The organism is Serratia sp. KG1D (genome assembly GCF_037150675.1).
GTDB classification, from domain to species: Bacteria; Pseudomonadota; Gammaproteobacteria; order Enterobacterales; family Enterobacteriaceae; genus Serratia; species Serratia nematodiphila.
In genome coordinates this window covers 522,842-543,196 of the sequence record NZ_JBAGIH010000003.1, presented here as the reverse complement: position 1 = coordinate 543,196, position 20,355 = coordinate 522,842, and the positions used below count along the sequence as shown (strand labels likewise).

General features: G+C 60.3%; 19 protein-coding genes. 7 read left to right on the top strand and 12 right to left on the bottom strand.

The features are described from left to right. Positions 1-5: 5 nt before the first annotated feature. Genes WFM45_RS17655 through agaR form a run of 5 tightly spaced genes read right to left on the bottom strand, consistent with a single transcriptional unit; the run spans position 6 to position 4,241 of the window. Positions 6-899 (bottom strand): PTS system mannose/fructose/sorbose family transporter subunit IID, encoded by an 894-nt coding sequence (locus WFM45_RS17655; RefSeq protein WP_060560151.1) that lies wholly within the window; start codon positions 897-899, stop codon positions 6-8. Beyond that, a complete protein-coding gene (agaW, locus tag WFM45_RS17650; RefSeq protein ID WP_033632214.1) occupies positions 889-1,668 on the bottom strand; it encodes a PTS N-acetylgalactosamine transporter subunit IIC in 780 nt (259 codons plus the stop codon). The genes WFM45_RS17655 and agaW overlap by 11 nt, the downstream gene beginning before the upstream one ends. Positions 1,669-1,682: 14 nt before the next feature. Then, positions 1,683-2,159: a PTS N-acetylgalactosamine transporter subunit IIB gene (gene agaV, locus WFM45_RS17645; protein ID WP_004931808.1), complete on the bottom strand. Its 477-nt coding sequence runs from the start codon at positions 2,157-2,159 to the stop codon at positions 1,683-1,685. 1 nt (position 2,160) lies between these two features. Further along, the gene (locus WFM45_RS17640; protein ID WP_085058845.1) at positions 2,161-3,444 is read right to left on the bottom strand and encodes a D-tagatose-bisphosphate aldolase, class II, non-catalytic subunit; all 1,284 of its coding nucleotides are present in this window, start codon (positions 3,442-3,444) and stop codon (positions 2,161-2,163) included. Positions 3,445-3,467: 23 nt separating this feature from the next. Beyond that, entirely contained in the window at positions 3,468-4,241 is a 774-nt protein-coding gene (gene agaR, locus WFM45_RS17635) for a transcriptional repressor AgaR (protein WP_004931804.1), read from the bottom strand. A 503-nt stretch (positions 4,242-4,744) separates the two neighbouring features. On the opposite strand from agaR, the gene WFM45_RS17630 reads away from it, so the two are divergent. After that, the gene (locus tag WFM45_RS17630) at positions 4,745-5,965 is read left to right on the top strand and encodes a CynX/NimT family MFS transporter (RefSeq protein ID WP_336956612.1); all 1,221 of its coding nucleotides are present in this window, start codon (positions 4,745-4,747) and stop codon (positions 5,963-5,965) included. On the opposite strand, the gene WFM45_RS17625 is transcribed toward WFM45_RS17630, so the two are convergent. The 3 genes from WFM45_RS17625 to WFM45_RS17615 all read right to left on the bottom strand — a co-directional run bounded on the left by WFM45_RS17625 (position 5,958) and on the right by WFM45_RS17615 (position 8,303). After that, a complete protein-coding gene (locus WFM45_RS17625) occupies positions 5,958-6,125 on the bottom strand; it encodes a hypothetical protein (RefSeq protein WP_021505683.1) in 168 nt (55 codons plus the stop codon). The genes WFM45_RS17630 and WFM45_RS17625 overlap by 8 nt on opposite strands. A 23-nt stretch (positions 6,126-6,148) precedes the next feature. Continuing rightward, on the bottom strand, positions 6,149-6,262 hold the full coding sequence (locus WFM45_RS17620) for a YmiA family putative membrane protein (protein WP_049232362.1): 114 nt from the start codon (positions 6,260-6,262) through the stop codon (positions 6,149-6,151). 388 nt (positions 6,263-6,650) lie between these two features. After that, positions 6,651-8,303: a multidrug ABC transporter permease/ATP-binding protein gene (locus WFM45_RS17615; RefSeq protein WP_060560153.1), complete on the bottom strand. Its 1,653-nt coding sequence runs from the start codon at positions 8,301-8,303 to the stop codon at positions 6,651-6,653. Positions 8,304-8,481: 178 nt separating this feature from the next. Between WFM45_RS17615 and WFM45_RS17610 the strand changes: the two genes are divergently transcribed. The 3 genes from WFM45_RS17610 (at position 8,482) to lldD (ending at position 11,948) form a co-directional block, all read left to right on the top strand. Further along, on the top strand, positions 8,482-9,402 hold the full coding sequence (locus tag WFM45_RS17610) for a LysR family transcriptional regulator (RefSeq protein ID WP_033632195.1): 921 nt from the start codon (positions 8,482-8,484) through the stop codon (positions 9,400-9,402). Positions 9,403-9,725: 323 nt separating this feature from the next. After that, positions 9,726-10,766 (top strand): L-lactate permease, encoded by a 1,041-nt coding sequence (locus WFM45_RS17605; RefSeq protein ID WP_336956609.1) that lies wholly within the window; start codon positions 9,726-9,728, stop codon positions 10,764-10,766. 42 nt (positions 10,767-10,808) lie between these two features. After that, positions 10,809-11,948, top strand: coding sequence for an FMN-dependent L-lactate dehydrogenase LldD (lldD, locus tag WFM45_RS17600; RefSeq protein ID WP_004931747.1), 1,140 nt, complete (start codon positions 10,809-10,811; stop codon positions 11,946-11,948). Position 11,949: 1 nt separating this feature from the next. Here lldD and WFM45_RS17595 read toward each other — a convergent pair whose 3' ends face one another. Beyond that, positions 11,950-12,759 carry a MoaF C-terminal domain-containing protein gene (locus WFM45_RS17595; RefSeq protein WP_049278977.1) on the bottom strand — a complete coding sequence of 270 codons (810 nt, stop codon included), beginning with the start codon at positions 12,757-12,759 and terminating at the stop codon, positions 11,950-11,952. A gap of 36 nt (positions 12,760-12,795) precedes the next feature. Continuing rightward, entirely contained in the window at positions 12,796-14,061 is a 1,266-nt protein-coding gene (locus WFM45_RS17590; protein WP_235363706.1) for an MFS transporter, read from the bottom strand. 669 nt (positions 14,062-14,730) lie between these two features. Between WFM45_RS17590 and WFM45_RS17585 the strand changes: the two genes are divergently transcribed. Both WFM45_RS17585 and WFM45_RS17580 read left to right on the top strand, forming a co-directional pair. Continuing rightward, complete coding sequence (locus WFM45_RS17585) at positions 14,731-15,648, top strand: TIGR03571 family LLM class oxidoreductase (RefSeq protein ID WP_048324765.1); 918 nt, start codon at positions 14,731-14,733, stop codon at positions 15,646-15,648. Between the two features lie 158 nt (positions 15,649-15,806). After that, a complete protein-coding gene (locus WFM45_RS17580; protein ID WP_336956603.1) occupies positions 15,807-16,238 on the top strand; it encodes a VOC family protein in 432 nt (143 codons plus the stop codon). A gap of 6 nt (positions 16,239-16,244) precedes the next feature. Here the strand turns inward: WFM45_RS17580 and WFM45_RS17575 are convergent, their stop codons facing one another. Further along, positions 16,245-17,789, bottom strand: coding sequence for a BCCT family transporter (locus WFM45_RS17575; RefSeq protein ID WP_336956601.1), 1,545 nt, complete (start codon positions 17,787-17,789; stop codon positions 16,245-16,247). Between the two features lie 158 nt (positions 17,790-17,947). Here WFM45_RS17575 and betI point away from each other — a divergent pair, with 158 nt between their 5' ends. After that, positions 17,948-18,544, top strand: coding sequence for a transcriptional regulator BetI (betI, locus tag WFM45_RS17570; protein WP_033632188.1), 597 nt, complete (start codon positions 17,948-17,950; stop codon positions 18,542-18,544). A gap of 15 nt (positions 18,545-18,559) precedes the next feature. Here the strand turns inward: betI and WFM45_RS17565 are convergent, their stop codons facing one another. Further along, positions 18,560-20,329, bottom strand: a complete 1,770-nt coding sequence (locus WFM45_RS17565; RefSeq protein ID WP_336956688.1) for an ABCB family ABC transporter ATP-binding protein/permease — start codon at positions 20,327-20,329, stop codon at positions 18,560-18,562. Positions 20,330-20,355 lie beyond the last annotated feature (26 nt).

Sequence of the window (20,355 nt, the reverse complement as noted above, 5' to 3'; positions counted from 1 at the left end):
GCTCCTCACAAAATACCGATAAATTTGCCCGCTACACCAATCGCGACGGTGACGCCAATCAGCTTCACCGGTGAGAATCCGCGCTTCATCAGGAAGAAAATAAGCAGCGTGAAACACAGCGGCAACAAGTTGGGCATCAGCTTGTCCAGCACGTCGGTCTGCAGCGCCACGCTGGCCTTGCCGGCATGCATCACCAGCGGCGTGGACAGATGCACATACGAGGCCACCAGCGCGCCGATCACCGTCATGCCGACAATGGAGGCGGCGTGCGAAATGCGCCGGGTGTGGGTCTTCAGCAGCGCCAGCGCGCTGGTGCCGGCCTGGTAGCCGTAGTGCGCCAGCCCAAAACGCAGGCCGAAATGGAACAGGTTGAACAGCAACAGGAAGACGATCGGCCCGAACAGGCTGCCCTCCAATGCCAGCGAAGCGCCTATGCCGGCGCAGATCGGCAACAGCGTCAGCCAAAACAGCGCGTCGCCGATGCCGCCGAGCGGCCCCATCAGCGCCACTTTCACTGCGCGAATGGTGGAGATCTTCTCCTTGTTCTGCTCCATCGCCAACACCAAACCGGACAGGAAGGTGACGTCGAACGGGTGCACGTTGATAAATTCCATGTGCATCTTCATCGAGTTGGCCAGATCCTGCGGGTTGCGATGGATCTTGCGCAGCGCGGGGATCAGTTGATACAGCCAGCCGCCCGCCTGCATGCGCTCGTAGTTGAACGACGCCTGCAACAGCAGCGAACGCCAGGCCATGCGGTTGATGTCGCCGCGCGTCAGCGCTTCGGCGGGCTGACTGTCCAGATAATCGTCCTGTTCCACCTGGCTGGTGGCCAGCGCCTGCGCCATGCGCTGCTCGGCCTTTTGCGCCAGCAGATCGTCGGAATCGTTAAATGCCATCTTCGGCGTCCTCCTGCGGAGCGGGCCGGGCGGTTGCCTCTGTCGCGCCGCGTTGCGTGTTGAAGAAGTCGATCAGAGCGATCGCCAGAGCCCCAAGCGCCACCGCCAGGATCGGCAGCTTGAGAAACGTGACCGAGATGAAACCGAGGATAAAATAGGCCACGTAGGTTTTTTTCATCATCACTTTCATCAGCAGCGAGAAACCGATCGCCGGCATCATGCCGCCCGCCACCGCCAGCCCGTCCAGCAGCCAGCCCGGCGCCTTCTGCACCATGGCGCTGGCCGCATCGGCGCCGAAGTAAATCGGCAGGAACGCCACCACGAAATAGAAGATGAACAGAATGCTGATGCCCAGGTAATTCACCCGTTCGATGCCGCGCCAGTTCAGCGCTTTCACCATGCGATCGCAGCGGTGCATCATCGGTGAAAACAACGTAAACAGCAGCGTGATGCAGCCCTGCACCGCGATCGAGAAAGGCACCGCCACGCCGATCGCCACTTTAGGATCGGCCTTGGTCAGAATGGCGAACGCGGTGCCGATCACCCCGCCGATCACCACGTTCGGCGGTTGGGCGCCCGCCAGCGGCACCATCCCCATCCACACCAGCTCCAGCGTGCCGCCCACCAGCAACCCGGTGTAGACATCGCCCAAAATCAGCCCCACCAGCGGCCCCATAACCACCGGCCGGTGGAAGTGGGTCAGACCGTCGAACAGGTCAACCCCCGCCAGCCCGGCCAACAGCGCAATCAATAACGCATCCGTCAACATGCTTTCCCCCAGGCTCAAAAGAGCAGTTTGCCGATCGCCTCGCCCGCTTCATCCGGCACCCGGCGCACTTCGCACTCCACGCCCAGTTCCGCCAGCGCGCGGAACGCGGCCACGTCGCCGTCGTCCAGCGACACCGTTTTGTGCACCTGCCGCTTCCCCTCGGCGAAGTGCATATTGCCGACGTTGACGAAACGGATCGGCACCCCGCCGCGCACCAGCGTCAACACATCCTGCGGCGTTTTGCACACCAGAAAGATCTTCTGCCGATCCGCCGCCTTGTGGATCACGTCAATGGTTTTCTGCAGCGTGAAATAACGGGTCTGCACCCCTTCCGCCACCACCATGTCCATCAGGTTCTGCTGCACCGGATCGGCGGCGGCCTCGTCGTTGGCCACCACCACCAGGTTGGCGCCAAGGGTGTTGGTCCAGGTCACGCCCACCTGGCCATGTACCAGACGATTGTCGATGCGGGTCATTAAAATGTTCGGCATATCAGCGGCCCTCCGGATAGCAGGCGGCGTGGTAATCATCGAGCACCTGCGTCACTTTGTGCAGCACCCACTCCTGCGGATCGGCGCTCAATTCACCGGCGTTCAGCGCCCGCGCCTGATCCGGCAGGTACTGGCTGAGCAGCGCCAGCGGCGCCGGGCTGCGGCGCAGGTTGTCCAGCAAACCGTCGACCGCCTGCTGCACCTGCGGCTGCGGCCAGTAGTAACGCACCCGATCGCTCAGGCTGTAGTGGCGATCGAGGTACTGTTGGTGCGGCGTGCCGTGGTAATAGCGGCTCCACTGCTGCGGCTGCTCGCGCATCACCTGCTCCAGCGTGGCGCACAGCTGCGCCGACTGGCGTTCCCCCAGCCATTCGCGCTCGATGCGATCGAGAGCGAACAGCGCTTCGCGCAGCGCAAAGGTCAGCGCCGGCCCCACCTTCAGGATGGCGAAATGATCGCGCACCAGTTGGCGGTAGGCCTGCGGCGGCTGATAGTCCGTGGAGTGCGCTTCATAGATCATGCCCGGCTGCCGTTCAATGAAATGGCTCAATGCGTCGGCGCGCTGTGGCTGGTAGTGCTCAACGCTGTGGTGATCGAACTCGACGCCCGGCTGCACCACCAGCGCGATAGTTCGCTGCCAGGCATCGTTCAGCTCGGCCTTTTGCCAGGCGATACGGTGTGTTTCCAGCGTTTGCGCCACCGCCTGCGGCGTGGTGACCTGCAGACCCGCCAGCGCCTCCTGCGCGCCGCCCGGCACCGGCACTTCGGTGCCGATCACATAGACCGGCGCTTCACCGCCGCTCTGCGCCCAGGCGCGTTCCGCTACCGCGCACAAACGCGCCGCCCGCTCGGCAACCGTGGCATCCCCCAGAGGCGAGGGATCATCGGCGCACGACATGGAACAATCGAGGTGAATTTTGCGAAATCCGGCGCGAACGTAATCGTCTATCAAGGTTTCCGCCAGCGCCATCGCTTCCTGAGCCGGGCGATCTTGCCAAGCGTTGGGCCCCAGATGATCGCCGCCCAGCCACACGCGCTCGCGCGCCAGGCCCACCTCATCCGCCAGACGCCACAGCGCATCGCGGAACTGGGTCGCCGTTTGGCCGGTATAGCCGCCGAACTGATTGACCTGATTGGACGTCGCCTCCACCAACACCGGCGTGCCACGCGCTTTGGCCTGCCGCAGCGCGGCCTTCAGAACCCAGGGATGGGCGGAACAGACGGAAAAGATCCCGACCGGCATACCGGCCTTGTGCTGCTCGATAAGCTGTAACAACTGCTGCATGAAGCCCCCATGCAGGCGCCGTGCTACCGATCGGCGATGATGACCTCAACGCCCAGCTCGGTTAACGCCCGCTCGTAATCGTCCGGAAGACGGCTGTCGGTGATCAGCCGATGGATTTGTCCGGCTTCGCGAATCATGCAAAAGCTTTTGCGACCGAATTTGCTGGCATCCGCCACCGCGATAATCTCGCGCGCCACCTCGCACATCACGCGATTGAGGTGCGCTTCACCGGGGTGAGGCGTGGTGATGCCGGCGCTCAGATCGAACCCGTCGACGCCCAAAAACAGTTTGTCGAAGCGGTACTGACGCAATTGCTGCTCGGCAGCCGGACCGTAGAGCGAGTAAGAGTTGCGGCGCACGCTGCCCCCCAGCACCATGACTTCCACCCCGTCGTTTCCCGAAAGCTCGTAGGCAATGTTCAGCGCATTGGTCATCACCACCAGATCGCGCCGCCCCTTCAGGAACGGCACGATCTGCGCGGTGGTTGAACCGGAATCGAGGATCAGCGCATCGCCGTCGCGCACATAGCCGGCCGCCGCGTTGGCGATCAGCGTTTTGACATCGCGATTCAACCGCCCTTTGTCCCGCAGCGGCCGATCGAAAGCGAATTGCTGATTGAGCATCGCGCCGCCGTAAGCGCGCAGCGCACACCCTTTTCGTTCCAGAAAGCGCAGATCGTTGCGGATCGTCACCGTAGATACCGCAAACTGTTTGCTGAGCTGCTCCACGCGCACGCTGCCGTGCTCGCATAACAGATCGATAATGTGTTCACGTCGCTTTGCGGTATTCACTGGCATGAGCTGCGGTCCTCAGGTTTCCGGCATCGCCGGGGAGAAGATGGCTTTCGCTCTACTGCGCTGGCATTACAGCAAAGCGAAAGCAATGAAATTGTGATCGGGCTTACAGCCCCGTTTTAGCAAAAAAACCGCCAAAAAACCTTTCGAATCGAAACGGATCGAAAAGCCTAAAAGCGGAAGGGGGGAAAAGTGAAATGCCATGACGGGCGATACCCCCCGGAGTGCTGAGGCGTGGGCTGCACGGAAAGCGAAAGCGGCGCATGGTGCGCCCCGCGCCATGACTTTTAGTTCACTCAGTGACCAGGATCACATAATGGCAATTATCCGTCGGCCGACGGGGATTAACCGCCACCATCCCGCCGGGCCGCACCCTTGTCAGCACGAGACATCTTCCCTACACTGGCGAACGGATACCGTCGATTTTCGGTACGTAAGCGTTAACGTCAATCAACGCATCACGCCATGCAGCACTGATTGACTGCATGCCCTGGTGCGAGGAACCCATGCCGCAACCCGCTTCACCCCCAGCGTCCACCGTGACCCCGCGTCGCCGGTTACACCGCCCTATTCTGCTGATCGTCGGCATTATGCTGATCGCGGCCAATTTGCGCGCCACCCTGACCAGCGTCGGCCCGCTGCTGGAGCAGATCCAGCAACAGCTGGCGTTGTCCGCCACCGCCGCCGGCCTGATCAATTCGCTGCCACTGATCCTGTTCGCCATCCTCTCGCCATTGACCCCGGCGCTGGCGAAACGCATCGGTATCGAGCGTACCCTGGGCCTCGCCCTCGCGCTGCTGATCTGCGGCATCGCCCTGCGCTCCCTGCCGCAAGACGCCATGCTATGGCCGGGCAGCATCCTGATCGGCGCCGCCATCGCCTTCGCCAACGTGGTGCTGCCGACGCTGGTGAAAAGAGATTTCCCACATCGCGCCGCCGCGATGATCGCCGCCTATGCGGCGGTGATGTCGCTGGTTGCCGCCATCGCTTCCGGTTTGGCCGTGCCACTGGCTTCGCTGGCCGACCTTGGCTGGCGGTTCTCCTTGTTATGCTGGGGCTTGCCTGCGCTGTTGGCGCTGCTGGTGTGGTTGCCGCAGCTGCGGCGCTCCGCCACACCCGCCGCTAAAGAACCGCAGCCGACGGAGCCGCAACGCTATCGCTCTCCCTGGGGCAGCGCGCTGGGTTGGCAAGTGGCGATGTTCATGGGGCTGCAATCGATCGCCTTCTACACCATCATCGGCTGGTTCAGCGCTTTTGCCGCCAGCCACGGCACCTCCGCTCAGCAGGCGGGTTTCGAACTGTTCGTTTACCAGGTGGTGGCGATCGTCGCCAACTTTGTCATGGTGGTGATTTTGCCGCGGGCGCGCGATCAGCGGGCGATAGCGTTGGGCAGCTCTCTGCTGATCTTCATCGGCGTCGGGGGATTATTGGTGCAACCCGCCAGTTCACTGGTGTGGCTGACGTTTGCCGGGTTGGGGGCGGGGAGCTCGCTGGTGCTGGCGCTGTCGTTCTTTGGATTGCGCAGTCAGCATCATCATCAGGCGACGCTGTTGTCGGGTATGGCGCAATCCGTCGGTTATCTGTTGGCGGCGCTGGGGCCCACCCTATTCGGCCTGCTGCACGATCTGACGGAAGGCTGGCGCTTGCCGTTGATCGCCCTGCTGGGCCTGACCGTCTTGCAAATGCTGTTCGGCGCGCTGGCCGGCCGCAGCCGCGTGATCAGCTAACGCTGCGGCGCAATGGGGGCCGCACGGGCTCAGAGTCGGTGTCCTGCCATAAATCATCAATAAAGGCGCGCTGCTCATCGCTCAGCACCCATGACGGCGGAATTTTGGACTGTGCGCGACGCTCAGCGCCCTCACGGTTTTTAGCCTGCTTTTTGTTCACGAATCGCCTTCCTGCTTAACCTGCTAACTCAGTAACCAGTAAATCACGGCGGCGGTTAACAGCCAGAACAGCCCGCTACCGATAAACACACACAGCCATGCTCTACGTTTGATATCCGATCCATCCTTGCTCACCACAGCGCCCTCAACCAATAGATTAAACCATTCAAACAACAATTATTGATCTGTTTTAACGATCGATAAAGTCGTTTTTTCCTATGGAAATTTAAAAAACAGCTGCTAGCCATAGACCTGCATCACCGCCTCAGTAAGAACGGCACCGTGGATATCACTGTTATCGGCAGGCGATAACTTGAATTGATAGGCGAACGAACGTGCAGTGTGCCATACCTTGAAAGGTCAAAATTAAACCACTGGTAAATAATTCAACTATCAATTACTTGACTGATCATAAGCCAAATCGGCAACAGACAGCGCTGAAGGCGGGGGATAAAATGAAGCGACGCACTGGGATCATACGGAGAGAAGCACCGGCCCGCTTTGGTCTCGCTCGGGCCGGCGTGAGTTAACCGATTCTGCTGACGGAGTCCCGGCTGGCGTGTTCACGCTCGCTGCCGGTCAGCTCACGTAAATGACCCGAGCGCATCTCAAGCAGCCGATCGGCATGTTCGAAATAGTGATCGTCATGGCTGATGGCAAACACCGTTTTGCCCAGCGCGCGCAGTTCTGGCAACAGCTCGCGATAGAAAATGCGCCGGAATTGCGGATCCTGATCCGCGGCCCATTCATCCAACAGCAAGATATCGCGCTGTTCCGCCACGGCCAGCAGCAAAGCCAGACGCTTGCGCTGCCCCTGCGACAGTTGCGGGTTGGTCACCCTGGCGCCGTCGAACTGCAGCTTGCTTTTCATATTCAACCGCTCGAGCCAGCCGGCGACCAGTTCCGCATCGGGTTCGCCGCCTTCCGGCCCTTGCAAACGATCGAACTGATGAAAATCGGTGAAAATCGCCGAAAACAGCCGACGATAGTCCGGCATATCCGCCGCGGTCTGCGCGACGCCATCCAGAACGATGTGCCCGCTCACCGGCCGGTACAACCCGGTCAACAGCATCGCCAGCGTTGACTTGCCGCTGCCGTTGCCGCCAATCAAAAAGATCAGCTCGCCACGCCGCAGCGTCAGATTAAGCGGCCCGACGGCAAAACCGGGTTGTTGCTCCGTATCGGCATAGTGAAAAACCACGTCGCGCAGCTCCAGCGTCTGCCAGGAACGGCCGGCGGCGGCAGGGAACGCCGGTTGGTACTCGGCCAGGCGCAGCGTCTTCAGCTTGTTGAAAGCGACTTCGGCGCTGACCAGCGTCGGAAACGCCCCGACCGCCTGCAGTAATGGCGTGCGCAAGAACAGCAGCGTCAGGGAATACGTGGCGGCCACCGCCGAGTTCGCCCATCCCAGGCTGTTAGCCATAAAGAACACCAGTCCGATCGCCCCCAACATCATGATATTTGACCAGTTGAGCGCACTCAGATGGAAGGTATCGGCGCGAATGATATGGTGGCGGTAAGCTTGCGCATCGGGTTGATAGGTCTGTTCGTACAGCGCCTGCGCTCGCTTGCGGTTTAACGTCAGTTCCTTGCGACCGTCAATCACCGATTCGTAATGATGATAGAGGCGCTCTTCCGACTCGCGCAAACTGGCCATATGGCGATAAACCCGCGAGACCAGGCAACCGCTGCCCACCACGGTGACGGCGACCCACACCGCCGTCACCGCCAGCATTTTCGGTGATAGCCACCCCAGATAGGCCGCCGACCCCAGTGTTAAAATCACCCCTTGCACCAGTTCGGGCAAGCGCACGAAGGCGACGGTGATATTGCGGACATCGCTGGAGAGACTGGCCAACAATGAGGCGCTGCCTAACTGTTCAAGGCGTTCAATATCGGTATCCAGGATGCGCTTCACTAACTGCCCGCGCAGGCGGTAGACGAAGTAATGGCCCAATGTCGTCAGCGCCAATTGCGATCCCAGCGTGACCGCCATCAGCAATGCCAGCAGAGCGAGAAACATCGGCAGCACAGCCAATGCATCGCCGCCGGCGTCCATCAGGTATTGATTGATAAACGCAATGATACCGATACCCAAGCCGGCGCTGGTCATGGTCAATGCCATAACCGCCAGAAATGGCCAACGATACTGGTGATAAACCACCCGTAGCAGTTCCATGAAAAAACCTCTGAAGTCGCGATCTGGCAGGCATTGTAAGCGGCGCGAGAATGAGATCAAGACGAATTCTCATTGCTCGCGCAGCCTCTGAATTCGACGCCAAGGGCATTTTGATGATTGCTTATTGAAACGAGAGACTTACACTGGCGCCACTTGCCGCTGAAGGGAACAGCCGATTATGCTCGCCACTCACGAATACGCCAACGACCTGATTCTGTTTGCCCTGATTGTCGACTGCGGCTCGTTCAGCAAAGCCGCGGAGAGCGCCGGCATCACCAGCTCGGTGGTCAGCAAACGCATCGGGCGGCTGGAAAAATCGCTGGGTGCCCGCCTGCTGTACCGCACCACCCGCAGCCTGACGCTGACCGAAAGCGGCCAGGCGCTCTACCAGCAGGCCAAAGAGATCGGCGCCAAAGTGCAGGAGGCGCTGTATGCCGTCAGCGAAAAGAGCGAAGAGTTGACCGGCACCATCCGTATGTCGGTGCCGACCATTTCGGGCGAGCTGTTGCTGAGCGAAAGCGTGGCGGAATTTTGCGCCCTGCATCCCAGCCTGAAGGTCGAAATGCGGCTGGAAAACCGCTTCGTCGATCTGGTGGAAGAAGGCATCGATCTGGCGATCCGGACCGGCACCATGCCGGATTCCAGCCTGATTGCCCGGCCGATCTTCGATTCCCGCTGGGTGATCGTCTGCTCGCCGGGCTACCTGGAAAGCCACCCGGAACCGCGCAACGCCGACGATCTGCTGAGCCACAACTGCCTGACCTACACCTACCAGGAGAGCGGCACCGCCAACTGGCTGATGAAGCGGCCGGGGCGCAACGACATCTACGAGCTGCAGGTTAACGGCAACCTGTCGGCCAACAATGCGCGGGCGATCCGCAAAGCGGTGATCGGCGGCCACGGCATCGCCATGGTGCCGCGCTGCATGGTGTATGAAGATTTGCAGGACGGTAAACTGACGGAGATCCTGGCCGGCCACTGCGGCAAAGTGCTGGGCATTTACGCCGTTTATCCTTACACCCGCAATCTGCCGTTAAAAACCCGTCTGCTGATCGAACATATCATCGGTTCCTACCAAAATATCAGCCATTATTTTTGAGTTCCCTGCTCTGATTATTTCCCTGCGGCCGTAAAAAGACGCGGGGATTACCGCATTTTTGGACATGAACTATTGAACATTACCGCTTAATTAATGTGAACTCACGCATTCATCACACAAAAACTCTTCCTATCAAACTGATTTTAAAGCAGTTAGCTTAACGCCTCCTGCCGGCCAGTTTCCCTCCGCCGGCGCCGTTCGCCGATGTTAAAAAATTACCGCATGGCATCGTCGCCAACGTTGTGATTAGAATGAAAATGTTGCGGCAATTAACCTTTCAGCTACATATCTCTGCCCATAAAAATAATAACCCTGAGGATCTTATGCCCCTGCTTTTCAGTATTGCGCCCATCGTCCTGCTGATTTGGATGATGACCAAAAGGAATGGCGTGCCCTCTTATCTCGCCCTGCCGCTGACGGCCGCCGTGGTGTATGTCGTACAGCTCCTGTGGTTCGATGCCTCGCTGCGGCTGCTGCATGCCAATATCATCACCGCGCTGGTGTCGACGCTGACGCCGATCACCATCATTGCCGGCGCCATCCTGCTCAACAAACTGATGCAGGTAAGCGGCGCGGAGAACGTGGTGCGCCGCTGGCTGGAAACCATCAGCCCCAATCCCGTGGCCCAGTTGATGATTATCGGCTGGGCGTTCGCCTTTATGATCGAGGGCGCCAGCGGCTTCGGCACCCCGGCCGCCATCGCCGCGCCGATTCTGGTCGGGCTGGGCTTCAACCCGCTGCGCGTCGCCCTGCTGACGCTGGTGATGAACTCGGTACCGGTCTCCTTCGGCGCCGTGGGCACCCCTACCTGGTTCGGCTTTGCCAATCTCGGCCTGTCGGACGCCAGCCTGCTGGAGATCGGCCGGCAAACCGCGCTGATCCACTTCGTCGCCGGCTTCGTCATTCCTCTGCTGGCGCTGCGCTTTATCGTTTCCTGGCAGGATATCCGCCGCAACCTGCCGTTTATCCTGCTCAGCGTGCTGAGCTGCACCCTGCCCTATCTGTTGCTGGCCCAGGTGAACTATGAATTCCCGGCGCTGACCGGCGACAGCTGGCTGCTGTTCTCGTCGTTCCTCGGCGCGCTGGGCTCGTTCTTCTCCGGCTCCAATACCGTTTCGAACCTGACGTTCGGCGGTATTCAGCAGTCGATCGCCCAGAGCAGCGGCCTTGACGTCAACCTGACGCTGGCCTTGCAGTCCGTCGGCGGCGCCATGGGCAACATGGTGTGCCTGAACAACATTATCGCGGTCTGTTCGATCCTCGGGATCGGCAACGCCGAAGGCAAAATCATCAGAAAGACCGTACTGCCGATGCTGGCGTACGGCGGGATCGCCGCCGCCATGGCAGCGATCCTCACGCTCTGACCGAACACTCGTTATCGCAAGCAAGACAAGAAGGTAAACACTATGATCATCTCCGCGTCAACCGACTACCGGGCCGCCGCCCAGGCCAAACTGCCGCCGTTTCTGTTTCACTACATCGACGGCGGGGCCTACGCGGAGCATACGCTGAAGCGCAATACCGCGGATCTGGCCGATATCGCCTTGCGCCAGCGCGTGCTGCGCAATATGTCCGAACTCAGCCTGGAGACCACGCTGTTCGGCGAGCAGCTGGCGATGCCGGTGGCGCTGGGGCCGGTGGGGCTGACCGGCATGTACGCCCGCCGCGGCGAAGTGCAGGCCGCGCGCGCCGCGGCCAAAAAAGGCATTCCGTTCACGCTGTCCACCGTGTCGGTCTGCCCGATCGAAGAGGTGGCGCCGGCGATCGATCGGCCGATGTGGTTCCAGCTCTACGTGCTGAAAGATCGCGGTTTTATGCGCAACGCGCTGGAGCGCGCCAAGGCCGCCGGCGTGAAAACGCTGGTGTTCACCGTCGACATGCCGGTGCCGGGCGCCCGTTACCGCGATGCCCATTCGGGGATGAGCGGCCCCAACGCCGCCCTGCGCCGCGTGCTGCAGGCGTTTACCCATCCGCAGTGGGCCTGGGACGTCGGCCTGCTCGGCAAGCCGCACGATCTGGGCAACGTCTCGGCCTACCGCGGCAAACCAACCAGCCTGGAAGACTACATCGGCTGGCTGGGCGCCAACTTCGATCCGTCGATTTCCTGGAAAGATCTGGAGTGGATCCGCGAATTCTGGGACGGCCCGATGATCATCAAAGGCATTCTTGATCCGGAAGACGCCAAAGATGCGGTGCGCTTCGGCGCCGACGGCATCATCGTCTCCAACCACGGCGGCCGCCAACTGGACGGCGTGCTGTCGACCGCGCGCGCCATGCCGGCGATCGCCGACGCGGTGAAAGGCGACATCACCCTGCTGGCCGACTCCGGCATCCGCAGCGGCCTGGACGTGGTGCGCATGATCGCGCTGGGCGCCGACAGCGTGCTGCTGGGGCGCGCCTTCGTCTATGCGCTGGCGGCGGCCGGCGAAGCCGGGGTGGCTAACTTGCTGGATCTGATCGACAAAGAGATGCGCGTCGCCATGACGCTCACCGGCGCGAAAACCATTGCGGAGATCAACGCCGGATCGCTGGTCAGAAACGCCTGAATCAAAGCGGCTGTACCCCTTCCGGGTAGGCGTTGTAGCTCATCTTGCTGATGAACGCCCCGGCCGGTGACACCAACACCCGGCCGGCGGCGTCCAACCCGAGGAAGGTGCCGGTGCAGCGCCCGGAGATAAAGTCGAAGAAGAACACCGAGCACACCGGGATAATCTTTTCCCGGAAGGTGAACAGGAACATCTCGTCCTCAAACTTGTAGTAAGTGGCGTAGTCCATGTCGCCGTGGCCGAATTGTTCGCCGCGCAGGTTTTGCCAGGCGTAGCGCTCGGTGTTGACGTAGAAGTGTTCGTAATAATGGTTGGGGCTGTAGACATTCAGCGTGCGATAACCGATCAGCTCGCGGGTAAGATGCGGCGCGACGCCGCCCGGCGTGACGCCGGCAATCTGCCCAACGTGGAAGCTTTGCTTAAGGCGAGATCCCTTTTCCACCGTTTGCTCGGGCAGCAACGTGCTGCGCACCAGCAGCGCCCGGCCGCTGTCGCGGTTGAGCACCAGCGTCAGGCATTCGTTGCCCGGCGACTGCAGCGGAATATTGAAGAAATAGCGGGCGGCGGAGGTTTGCACCTCTTCGTAAGCGTCCTCACCGCTCTCCCCGCCCCAGGCCCACAGCACCCGCTGCCGATCGGCGCTGAAACGCAGCGTGATTTCCCCGCCGTCTTCAAAGGCGATCTGCAACGTTTTGCCGCGCCAGTCCTGAGTGCCCGGCAGCCGGTTGGTGTCGATGCCGCGCGCGAAATCGTCGTAATTCTTCCAGTCCGGTTCGGCATTTTGATTCAGTACGGATGGTTCTGCTGACATCTTCGCTCTCCTTGATTGAATGGGATGAAAACCGCCTCAGACGTCGGCGACGCCCGCCGGTTTCACCGCTCGGCGGTTCGCCACGGCAGGGGCGGTTTCATCGAGAAAACAACTCAGTACGCCGGCGCACACGGCGCCGGCGGCCGCCAGCCACATCACGCTGACCAGCCCGTAGCGATCGGCGATCAGCCCGGCGATAAACGGCGCCAGGCAGCCGCCAATCACCTCGCCAATTCCCATCACCAGCCCCAACGCGGTCGCGATGCGCGCCGGCGACACCGTTTCAGACGGGATGGTGGCCATAAACAACGTGAAACAGCCAAGGCCGGTATAAGACAGGAACACCAGCACGCCCAGCAGCCACGGGTTATCGACGTAGCTCAAAAACAGCGGGCAGCACACCGCCAGCAGCGAAAAGAAGATCAGCGTCGGCTTGCGGCCGAAGCGATCGGAAATCGCCGGCACCGCCACGCCCCAAAACACCCAGGCGGCGCCGATGGCGCTCATGATGCCGCCCATCGTGCCTTCGCCGAAACCGCGGTCGGTCACCAAAAAGTTGGGGGTGAAGGTAATGATGATCATGAACCAGGTGACGAACACACAGGAGATCAGAATGCACAGCGCCACGTTCTTGATTTTGAATAACTCGCCGTAAGCACCTTTGTTCGCCGCCTTGTCGGCCGCCGGCGCGGCGCTGAAAGCGGGATCCTTTTTGCCGTTCACATAGCGATAGATCAGCCACGCCAGAATGATGCCCGGCACGGCGGTCAGGTGAAACGCCATGCTCCAGCCCCACTTCTGCGCCAGATAGATGATCAGCGGCGGCGCGATAATACCGCCCAACAATCCCGGCGCCGCGCCCTGGATCAACCCCATGTTGAAACCGCGGCGCTGCGGCTGCGATTTTTCCACCATCAACGACTGTGCGATCGGCAATACCGGCCCTTCGGCGATCCCCATCAACGCCCGGAAGATCAATAGCATGGCAAAGCCGCTGACCAACCCCGACAGCGCGGAGAACAGCGAAAACACCAGGATCGACAGGATCAGCATCGGTTTACGGATATTAAAACGATCGGCTATCGCCCCCAGCCCGGCGCCAGACAGCGCCCAGGTTAACGCCAGCACCGCCGACAGGGTGCCGAGATGCACGTTGCTGAGCTTGAGGTCGGCGGCAATCATCGGAAACAGAAACGAGATGGTCAGACGATCGACGAACACGCAGCCGAAAACGAAAAATAAAATAATCAGCAACCGGTTCTCTTCACTTAATGCGCTGCGAGGCTCTGGCGATGTATTCATAGCGTCATGTGTCCATAAGTTAACTTATGAATGGCAAGCCGCCATGGCATAAGTGTGTTAAGCGCACGGCCAAGAGAGAAATTGGCCCTCCATCACGACAACAACTCATTAACATGTTAATGACATAAAATTATCGTAAGCCGGCGGTCTGTCAACCGGCGCTTTCTTAGAGACGAATGAAGTTTTTGTTCGGTACTATTTTAAAATCGCATTATCACAAAAAGATATTTTACCTCTCTGTTTTTACAGAAAATAAAATAATAACGGGTATTTTTCTTCGGTTAAAAACGCCTATTTCCACGCCATTTGCGAATAATCTCAACGATCACTCTTCAGGCTTATTAATTTTTTACCCGTATTGAATGAACGCTGGGGAATATTCAGTTTGACTTTTATCTATTGAATCATTTCGTTTTATTTTATTGCCGCACAACAAACTAACTCTTATGAGGGAAAGGCCATTGGCAAAGTTACATAATTTCATCTGGACAATAGCAAAAGCGCAGAGCGTGACGTAAATCACGGCAATCATGCCGTATCCTGCAAGGTAATTATGCTCGCAACAGCAATTATCTATTGCGATTAGGGCTGTTTATCTCAATTAATCGTCATGCAACACTTCGTGCCATCGTTCGACACCGCGCCGCAAGGCCTGAGACGGAGTGACACATGAGCATCGAAAGACTAACCCGGGAGCCGCTTTCCATCGGTATTGAGCTGCCGTTGGACAATGATTGGTCCACCAGTGGGCAGCTGAAACGCCAGCAGGACGGGCGGCCGTTCGGCGTGCCGGACATGAGTGAACACGCTGCGCGCATCAAGCTGGCCGATGAGCTCGGCTTTCGCGCCGCCTGGGTTCGTGACGTGCCGCTGTACGATCCTGACTTCGGCGACGCCGCGCAGGTGTTTGAGACCTTTACCTACCTCGGCTACCTGTCCAGCCTGACGCGCAATATTCTGCTGGGCACCGCGGCCGTGGTGCTGCCGCTGCGCCAGCCTTGGCTGGTGCGCAAAGCGGCTTCCACGCTGCAAACGCTGAGCGGCGATCGTCTGCTGCTCGGCGTCGCCAGCGGCGATCGCCCCGTGGAGTACCCGCTGTTCGGCGCCGATTACGCCGCGCGCGGTGAAAACTTCCGCACCAGCGTCGGCATTCTCCAAGGTGAAGCCGACAGCGCGCTCCAGCCCGGATTGCGCCTGCTGCCGGCCACGCCGCCGCCGCCGCTGCTGGTCGCCGGGCTGGCGCAACAAACGCCCGAGTGGGTGGGCAAAAATATGGATGGCTGGCTGTCGTATCCCGGCACGCCTGCGGACCACGTTTCGCGAGTCAAACTCTGGCGTAACGTAGCCGGTGACAAGCCCTACGTCAGCTTTATTCATCTCGACCTCACCGATAACGCCGACGCGCCGATTCAGCGCCATCGCTTCGGCATCAAGAGCGGCCGCAATGGATTGATTCAGGAACTGAGCGCCATGCGTGACGCCGGGGTCAACCACATCGGCCTGCATTTCCGCCGCAACCAGCGGCCGCTGGAAGAGACGATGCAGGAGATCGGTCAACTGGTGTTGCCGGAATTCCATCGCGCCTGACGCCCGCTTTAGCCCGCTATTCCGACCTGAGCGGGTCTTTGCCCCGTTACCGGGGCTTTTTTATTTCCGCCGCTGCTAGTTCATAACAACTCAGTCTAATCCCTGCGGCCAAACGGCGGCATGATGACGGGGCAACGAACCACCATGAGGAATGAGCAATGACGGCAAAACTGACAGAAGCGGGCTTTTGGCGCAAAACCGCCGACTCTTCATCGCTGCGCGAGCCGCGCGTGCTGATCCGGGTCTACGTCGATGAAGGCGAGATTGACCGCGCCATCGCATTTTACGAGCGGCTGCACGGCGTGGAAGCGGATATGCGTTTCGACTTTCCCGAACATCGGTTGGTGCTGGCGGCAGTAGGGCCGTTTCTGATCCTGGAGGGCTCGGAAGAAAGCCTGCGTCCTTTCCGCAGCACCTTCGGCACGTTGCTGGTCGATGACATTTATCCTTACCACGAGCGGCTGCTGGCCGCCGGGGCCGATATCTTCTTTGGCCCGGTGGAAGTGCCCACCGGCGCCTGTTTCAATGCGCGCCTGCCGGACGGCACGATTATCGAATACGTGCATCACCGGCCGCGCGCGGACGAATAAGCCGCCTCAAGGGAGCGCCGGCGTCATGGCGTAACCGCGCAGATCCTTGCGCAGGCTGACCATGTACAACACGATCACCGCCGAGAACGGCAGGCCGCACAGCACCACCGCGGTCTGCATCGCGCTGAAACTGCCGGCGTACAGCAACCCGGCGCAGATCAACGTGGTGACCGCCGCCCAAAATACCCGCAGCCAGGCCGGCGCGTCATCGTGGGCGGAACCGCCCTGGCAGGAGAGGTTCGCTATCATCAGCGTGCCGGAATCAACCGGCGTCAGGAACAGCACGAAACTGATCGCTACCACAAAACCGGCGGTCAGCTGGGTATAGGGCAGGTATTCGAACAGCTTGAACACCGCCATCGGCGGATCGCTTTGCGCCACCTGCCCGAGGATCGCCTGCCCGCCTTCCAACACCAGGCTGATGGCGGTATTGCCGAAGATCGACAGCCACGCCAGCGTGAAGCCCAGCGGGATCAGCAACACGCCGAAGATCAATTCACGAATGGTGCGCCCTTTGGAAATGCGCGCGATGAACAGCCCGACAAACGGCGCCCACGCCACCCACCAGGCCCAATAGAACAACGTCCAGGCGCCCTGCCACTGGCGCGCCTTGCCGTACAGATACATATCGAAGCTGCGGCTGACCAGCGAAGTGAGATAATCGCCGAGGTTCTGCAACATGCCGTTGAGCAGATTCAGCGTCGGGCCGGCCAGAAACACGAACAGCAGCAACAGGCACAGGAAGCCGACGTTGATGTTCGACAGCATCGCAATGCCCTTCTCGACGCCAGTGACCGCCGCCAGCGTGGCCACCACCATCATCACCACGATCAGCGCCAGCAGCACGCCGGTGCTTTGCGGAATATCGAACAGATAAAACAGCCCCGAGTTAACCAGCAGCGCGCCGATCCCCAGGTTGGTTACCATCGAAATCACCGTCACCAGAATGCCGAAGCTGTCCACCAGATGGCCGGCGCCGCCGTGGGTGCGCTCGCCGAAGATCGGGTATAACGCAGAGCGCAGCGCCAACGGCAGGCCGCGGCAATAGGCGAAATAGGCCAGCGCGGTGGCGATCAGCGCATACAGCGCCCAGCCGTGCAGCCCCCAATGCAAAAAGGTCAGCGCCATCGCCTGCCGCGCCGCCTGCACGGTGCCGCCGCTGCCTTCCGGTGGCGACAAAAAATGATCCAGCGGTTCATAGGCGCCGTAGTACACCAGCGCAATGCCGATGCCCGACGAGAACAGCATCGCCACCCACGAGGGATAGCTGAACTGCGGCGGTTCGTCATCCTGGCTGAGGCGAATATGGCCGAAGCGCGACAGCGCCAGCCAGAAGACGAACACCATGCAGCCGACCATCAACAGCATGTAGTACCAGCCGAACACGTCGGCGACCCAACTTTGCGCGACGTTCAACCACTGTTTGCTGGCGGCGGGAAACAGCACGACCAGCGATCCCAGCAGCAGGATCACCGCCGCCGAGCCGAAAAATACCGGGACATTCAATCTGACAGGTTCTTCGTCAAGCGATGGGGGAGTTTTTGTTGTCATTGGCAGGCTTCCATGATGCGAAAGACAGACGATTTAAATGCAACTTTTAATTAACATTTTATCGCCATTTATTTGACATTTTCGCAGCATATAGAGTATTGATTGACCGTTCAATCAATCAAATCCAAAGTGTGATTGGCCTATCAGTTGAGGAAAATATGTACCGAAGAGACATTCCGGAGCAGCGTAAGGAGCAGTTGATTAACGCCGCCTTCGAGACCATAAACGTCGTCGGGCTGGCCGGCGTCACCCTGTCTCAGGTCGCGAAAGAAGCCGGGCTGTCGACCGGCATCGTCAGCCACTATTTTGGCGATAAAGAGGGGTTGCTGAGCGCCACCATGCGCAAGATCCTGCGCGATCTGCGCGACGCGGTGGCCGAGTGCCGCGCGCAAGCGGCGAGCGACAGCCAGTCACAGCTGTTCGCCATTATCCAGGGCAACTTCCACCCCAGCCAAACCAACGCCGTGTCCATGCGCGCCTGGCTCGACTTCTGGGCCGCCAGCATGCACCAACCGGTGCTGCGCCGCCTGCAGCGCGCCAACGATCGGCGGCTCTATTCCAATATTTGCTGCCAGTTCCGCCGCGAGCTGCCGCTGCAGCAGGCGCGCGACGCGGCGCGCGGGCTGGCGGCGATGATCGATGGGCTTTGGCTGCGCGGCAGCCTGGCCGGCGACGAGACCGACCTAAAGCGGGACTGCCGCATCGCCTGCGACTACGTGGCGCAGCGGCTCAACGCCGCTCAGCCTCTGAGGTGAACGTGAACGGCTCCGTCAGTGCGGTTCCTGCTCTTCGCTGTACTGGGTTTGCCACATGGCGGCGTAGCGGCCGTTCGCGGCCAGCAACGCCTCGTGCCCCCCGCGCTCGACGATCTCCCCCGCCTCCAGCACGATAATTTCATCGGCATCCACCACGGTGGAGAGCCGATGAGCGATCACCAGCGTGGTGTGATTGCGGCTCACCTCGCGCAGGTGCCCCTGGATTTCGCGCTCGGTCTGGGTATCCAGCGCGCTGGTCGCCTCGTCAAACACCAGGATGGCCGGATTTTTCAGAATGGTGCGCGCAATCGCCACCCGCTGCTTTTCCCCGCCCGACAGCTTCAGCCCGCGCTCGCCCACCCGGGTGTCGTAACCGTCGGGCAGACCGACGATAAAATCATGGATATGCGCCAGCCGCGCCGCCCGCTCGATTTCTTCATCGCTGGAGCCGGTTTTGCCGTAACCGATGTTATAACGCAACGTATCGTTGAACAGCACCGTATCCTGCGGCACGATGCCGATCGCCTGCCGCAGGCTGGCCTGGGTCAGTTGGCGAATGTCCTGGCCGTCGAGGGTAATGGCGCCCCCCTGCACGTCGTAAAAGCGAAACAGCAGGCGCGACAGCGTGGACTTGCCCGCGCCGGAGGCGCCGACCACCGCCACCGTGTGGCCCGCCGGAATGGTAAAGCTCACCTGCTTGAGGATCGGCCGGCGCGTGTCGTAACCGAAGCTGACCGCGTCGAACCTCACTTCGCCGCGATCGAGGCGCAGCGGCTGCGCATCCGGGCTATCGACGATCTCACGCGGTTCCTGCAGCAGATCGAACATGTTCTCCATGTCGATCAGCGCCTGGCGCACCTCGGAATAAATAAAGCCGAAGAAGTTCAGCGGCTGATACAGCTGCAGCAGATAGGCGTTGACCAGCACGAAGTCGCCGACCGTCATCGTCCCCTGCGTAATGCCCCGCGCCGCCATGGTCATCATCACGATCAGTCCGATCGAAATAATGGCGGTTTGCCCCAGGTTGATCGCCGTAAAACTGAATTGGTTCTTGATGGCGGCGTATTCGTACAGCCGGCGCGACAGGTCGAAACGCTCGGCCTCGAACTCTTCATTGCCGAAGTACTTCACGGTCTCATAGTTCAGCAGGCTGTCGATGGATTTGCTGTTGGCGTCGGCGTTGGCCTTGTTGAGCTCGCGGCGAAAGCGGGTGCGCCAGCTGACCGCCAGCACGGTGAACAGGATGTAGCAACCGACCGTCGTCAGGATCGCCAGCGCGAACCAGCCGTTCAGCATATGCCACATGATCGCCGTGACCAGCGAGAGCTCGAACAGGATCGGCACGATGGAGAACAGCAGCCGCGACAGCACCGTGGACACCGCCTGAGTACCGCGCTCGATGGACAACGACAATCCGCCGGTCTGGCGCTCCAGATGGAAACGCAGGCTCAGCGCATGCAGCTGGCGGAACACCCGCACGCCCAACAGGCGCGTGGCGTTCTGGCTGACGTGAATAAACATCACGTTGCGCAGTTCCTCAAACAGCGCGCCACCCACCCGCGCCACGCCGTAGGCGACGATCAGCCCCAGCGGCACCGCCAGCATTTTCGCCGTCTCGCCGCTCAGTGCATCAACCATCTCTTTGTAGGCCAGCGGCACCAGCGTGGTGCTGACCTTGGCCGCCACCATGAACACGAAGGCCACCACCAGATACCAACGCAGCCGCGGGTTATCTTTCGGCCACAGATAGGGCAGCAGGAATTTCAGCAAACGGGAACGATCCATCATGTAATATTCATCTTCTCGGTCGG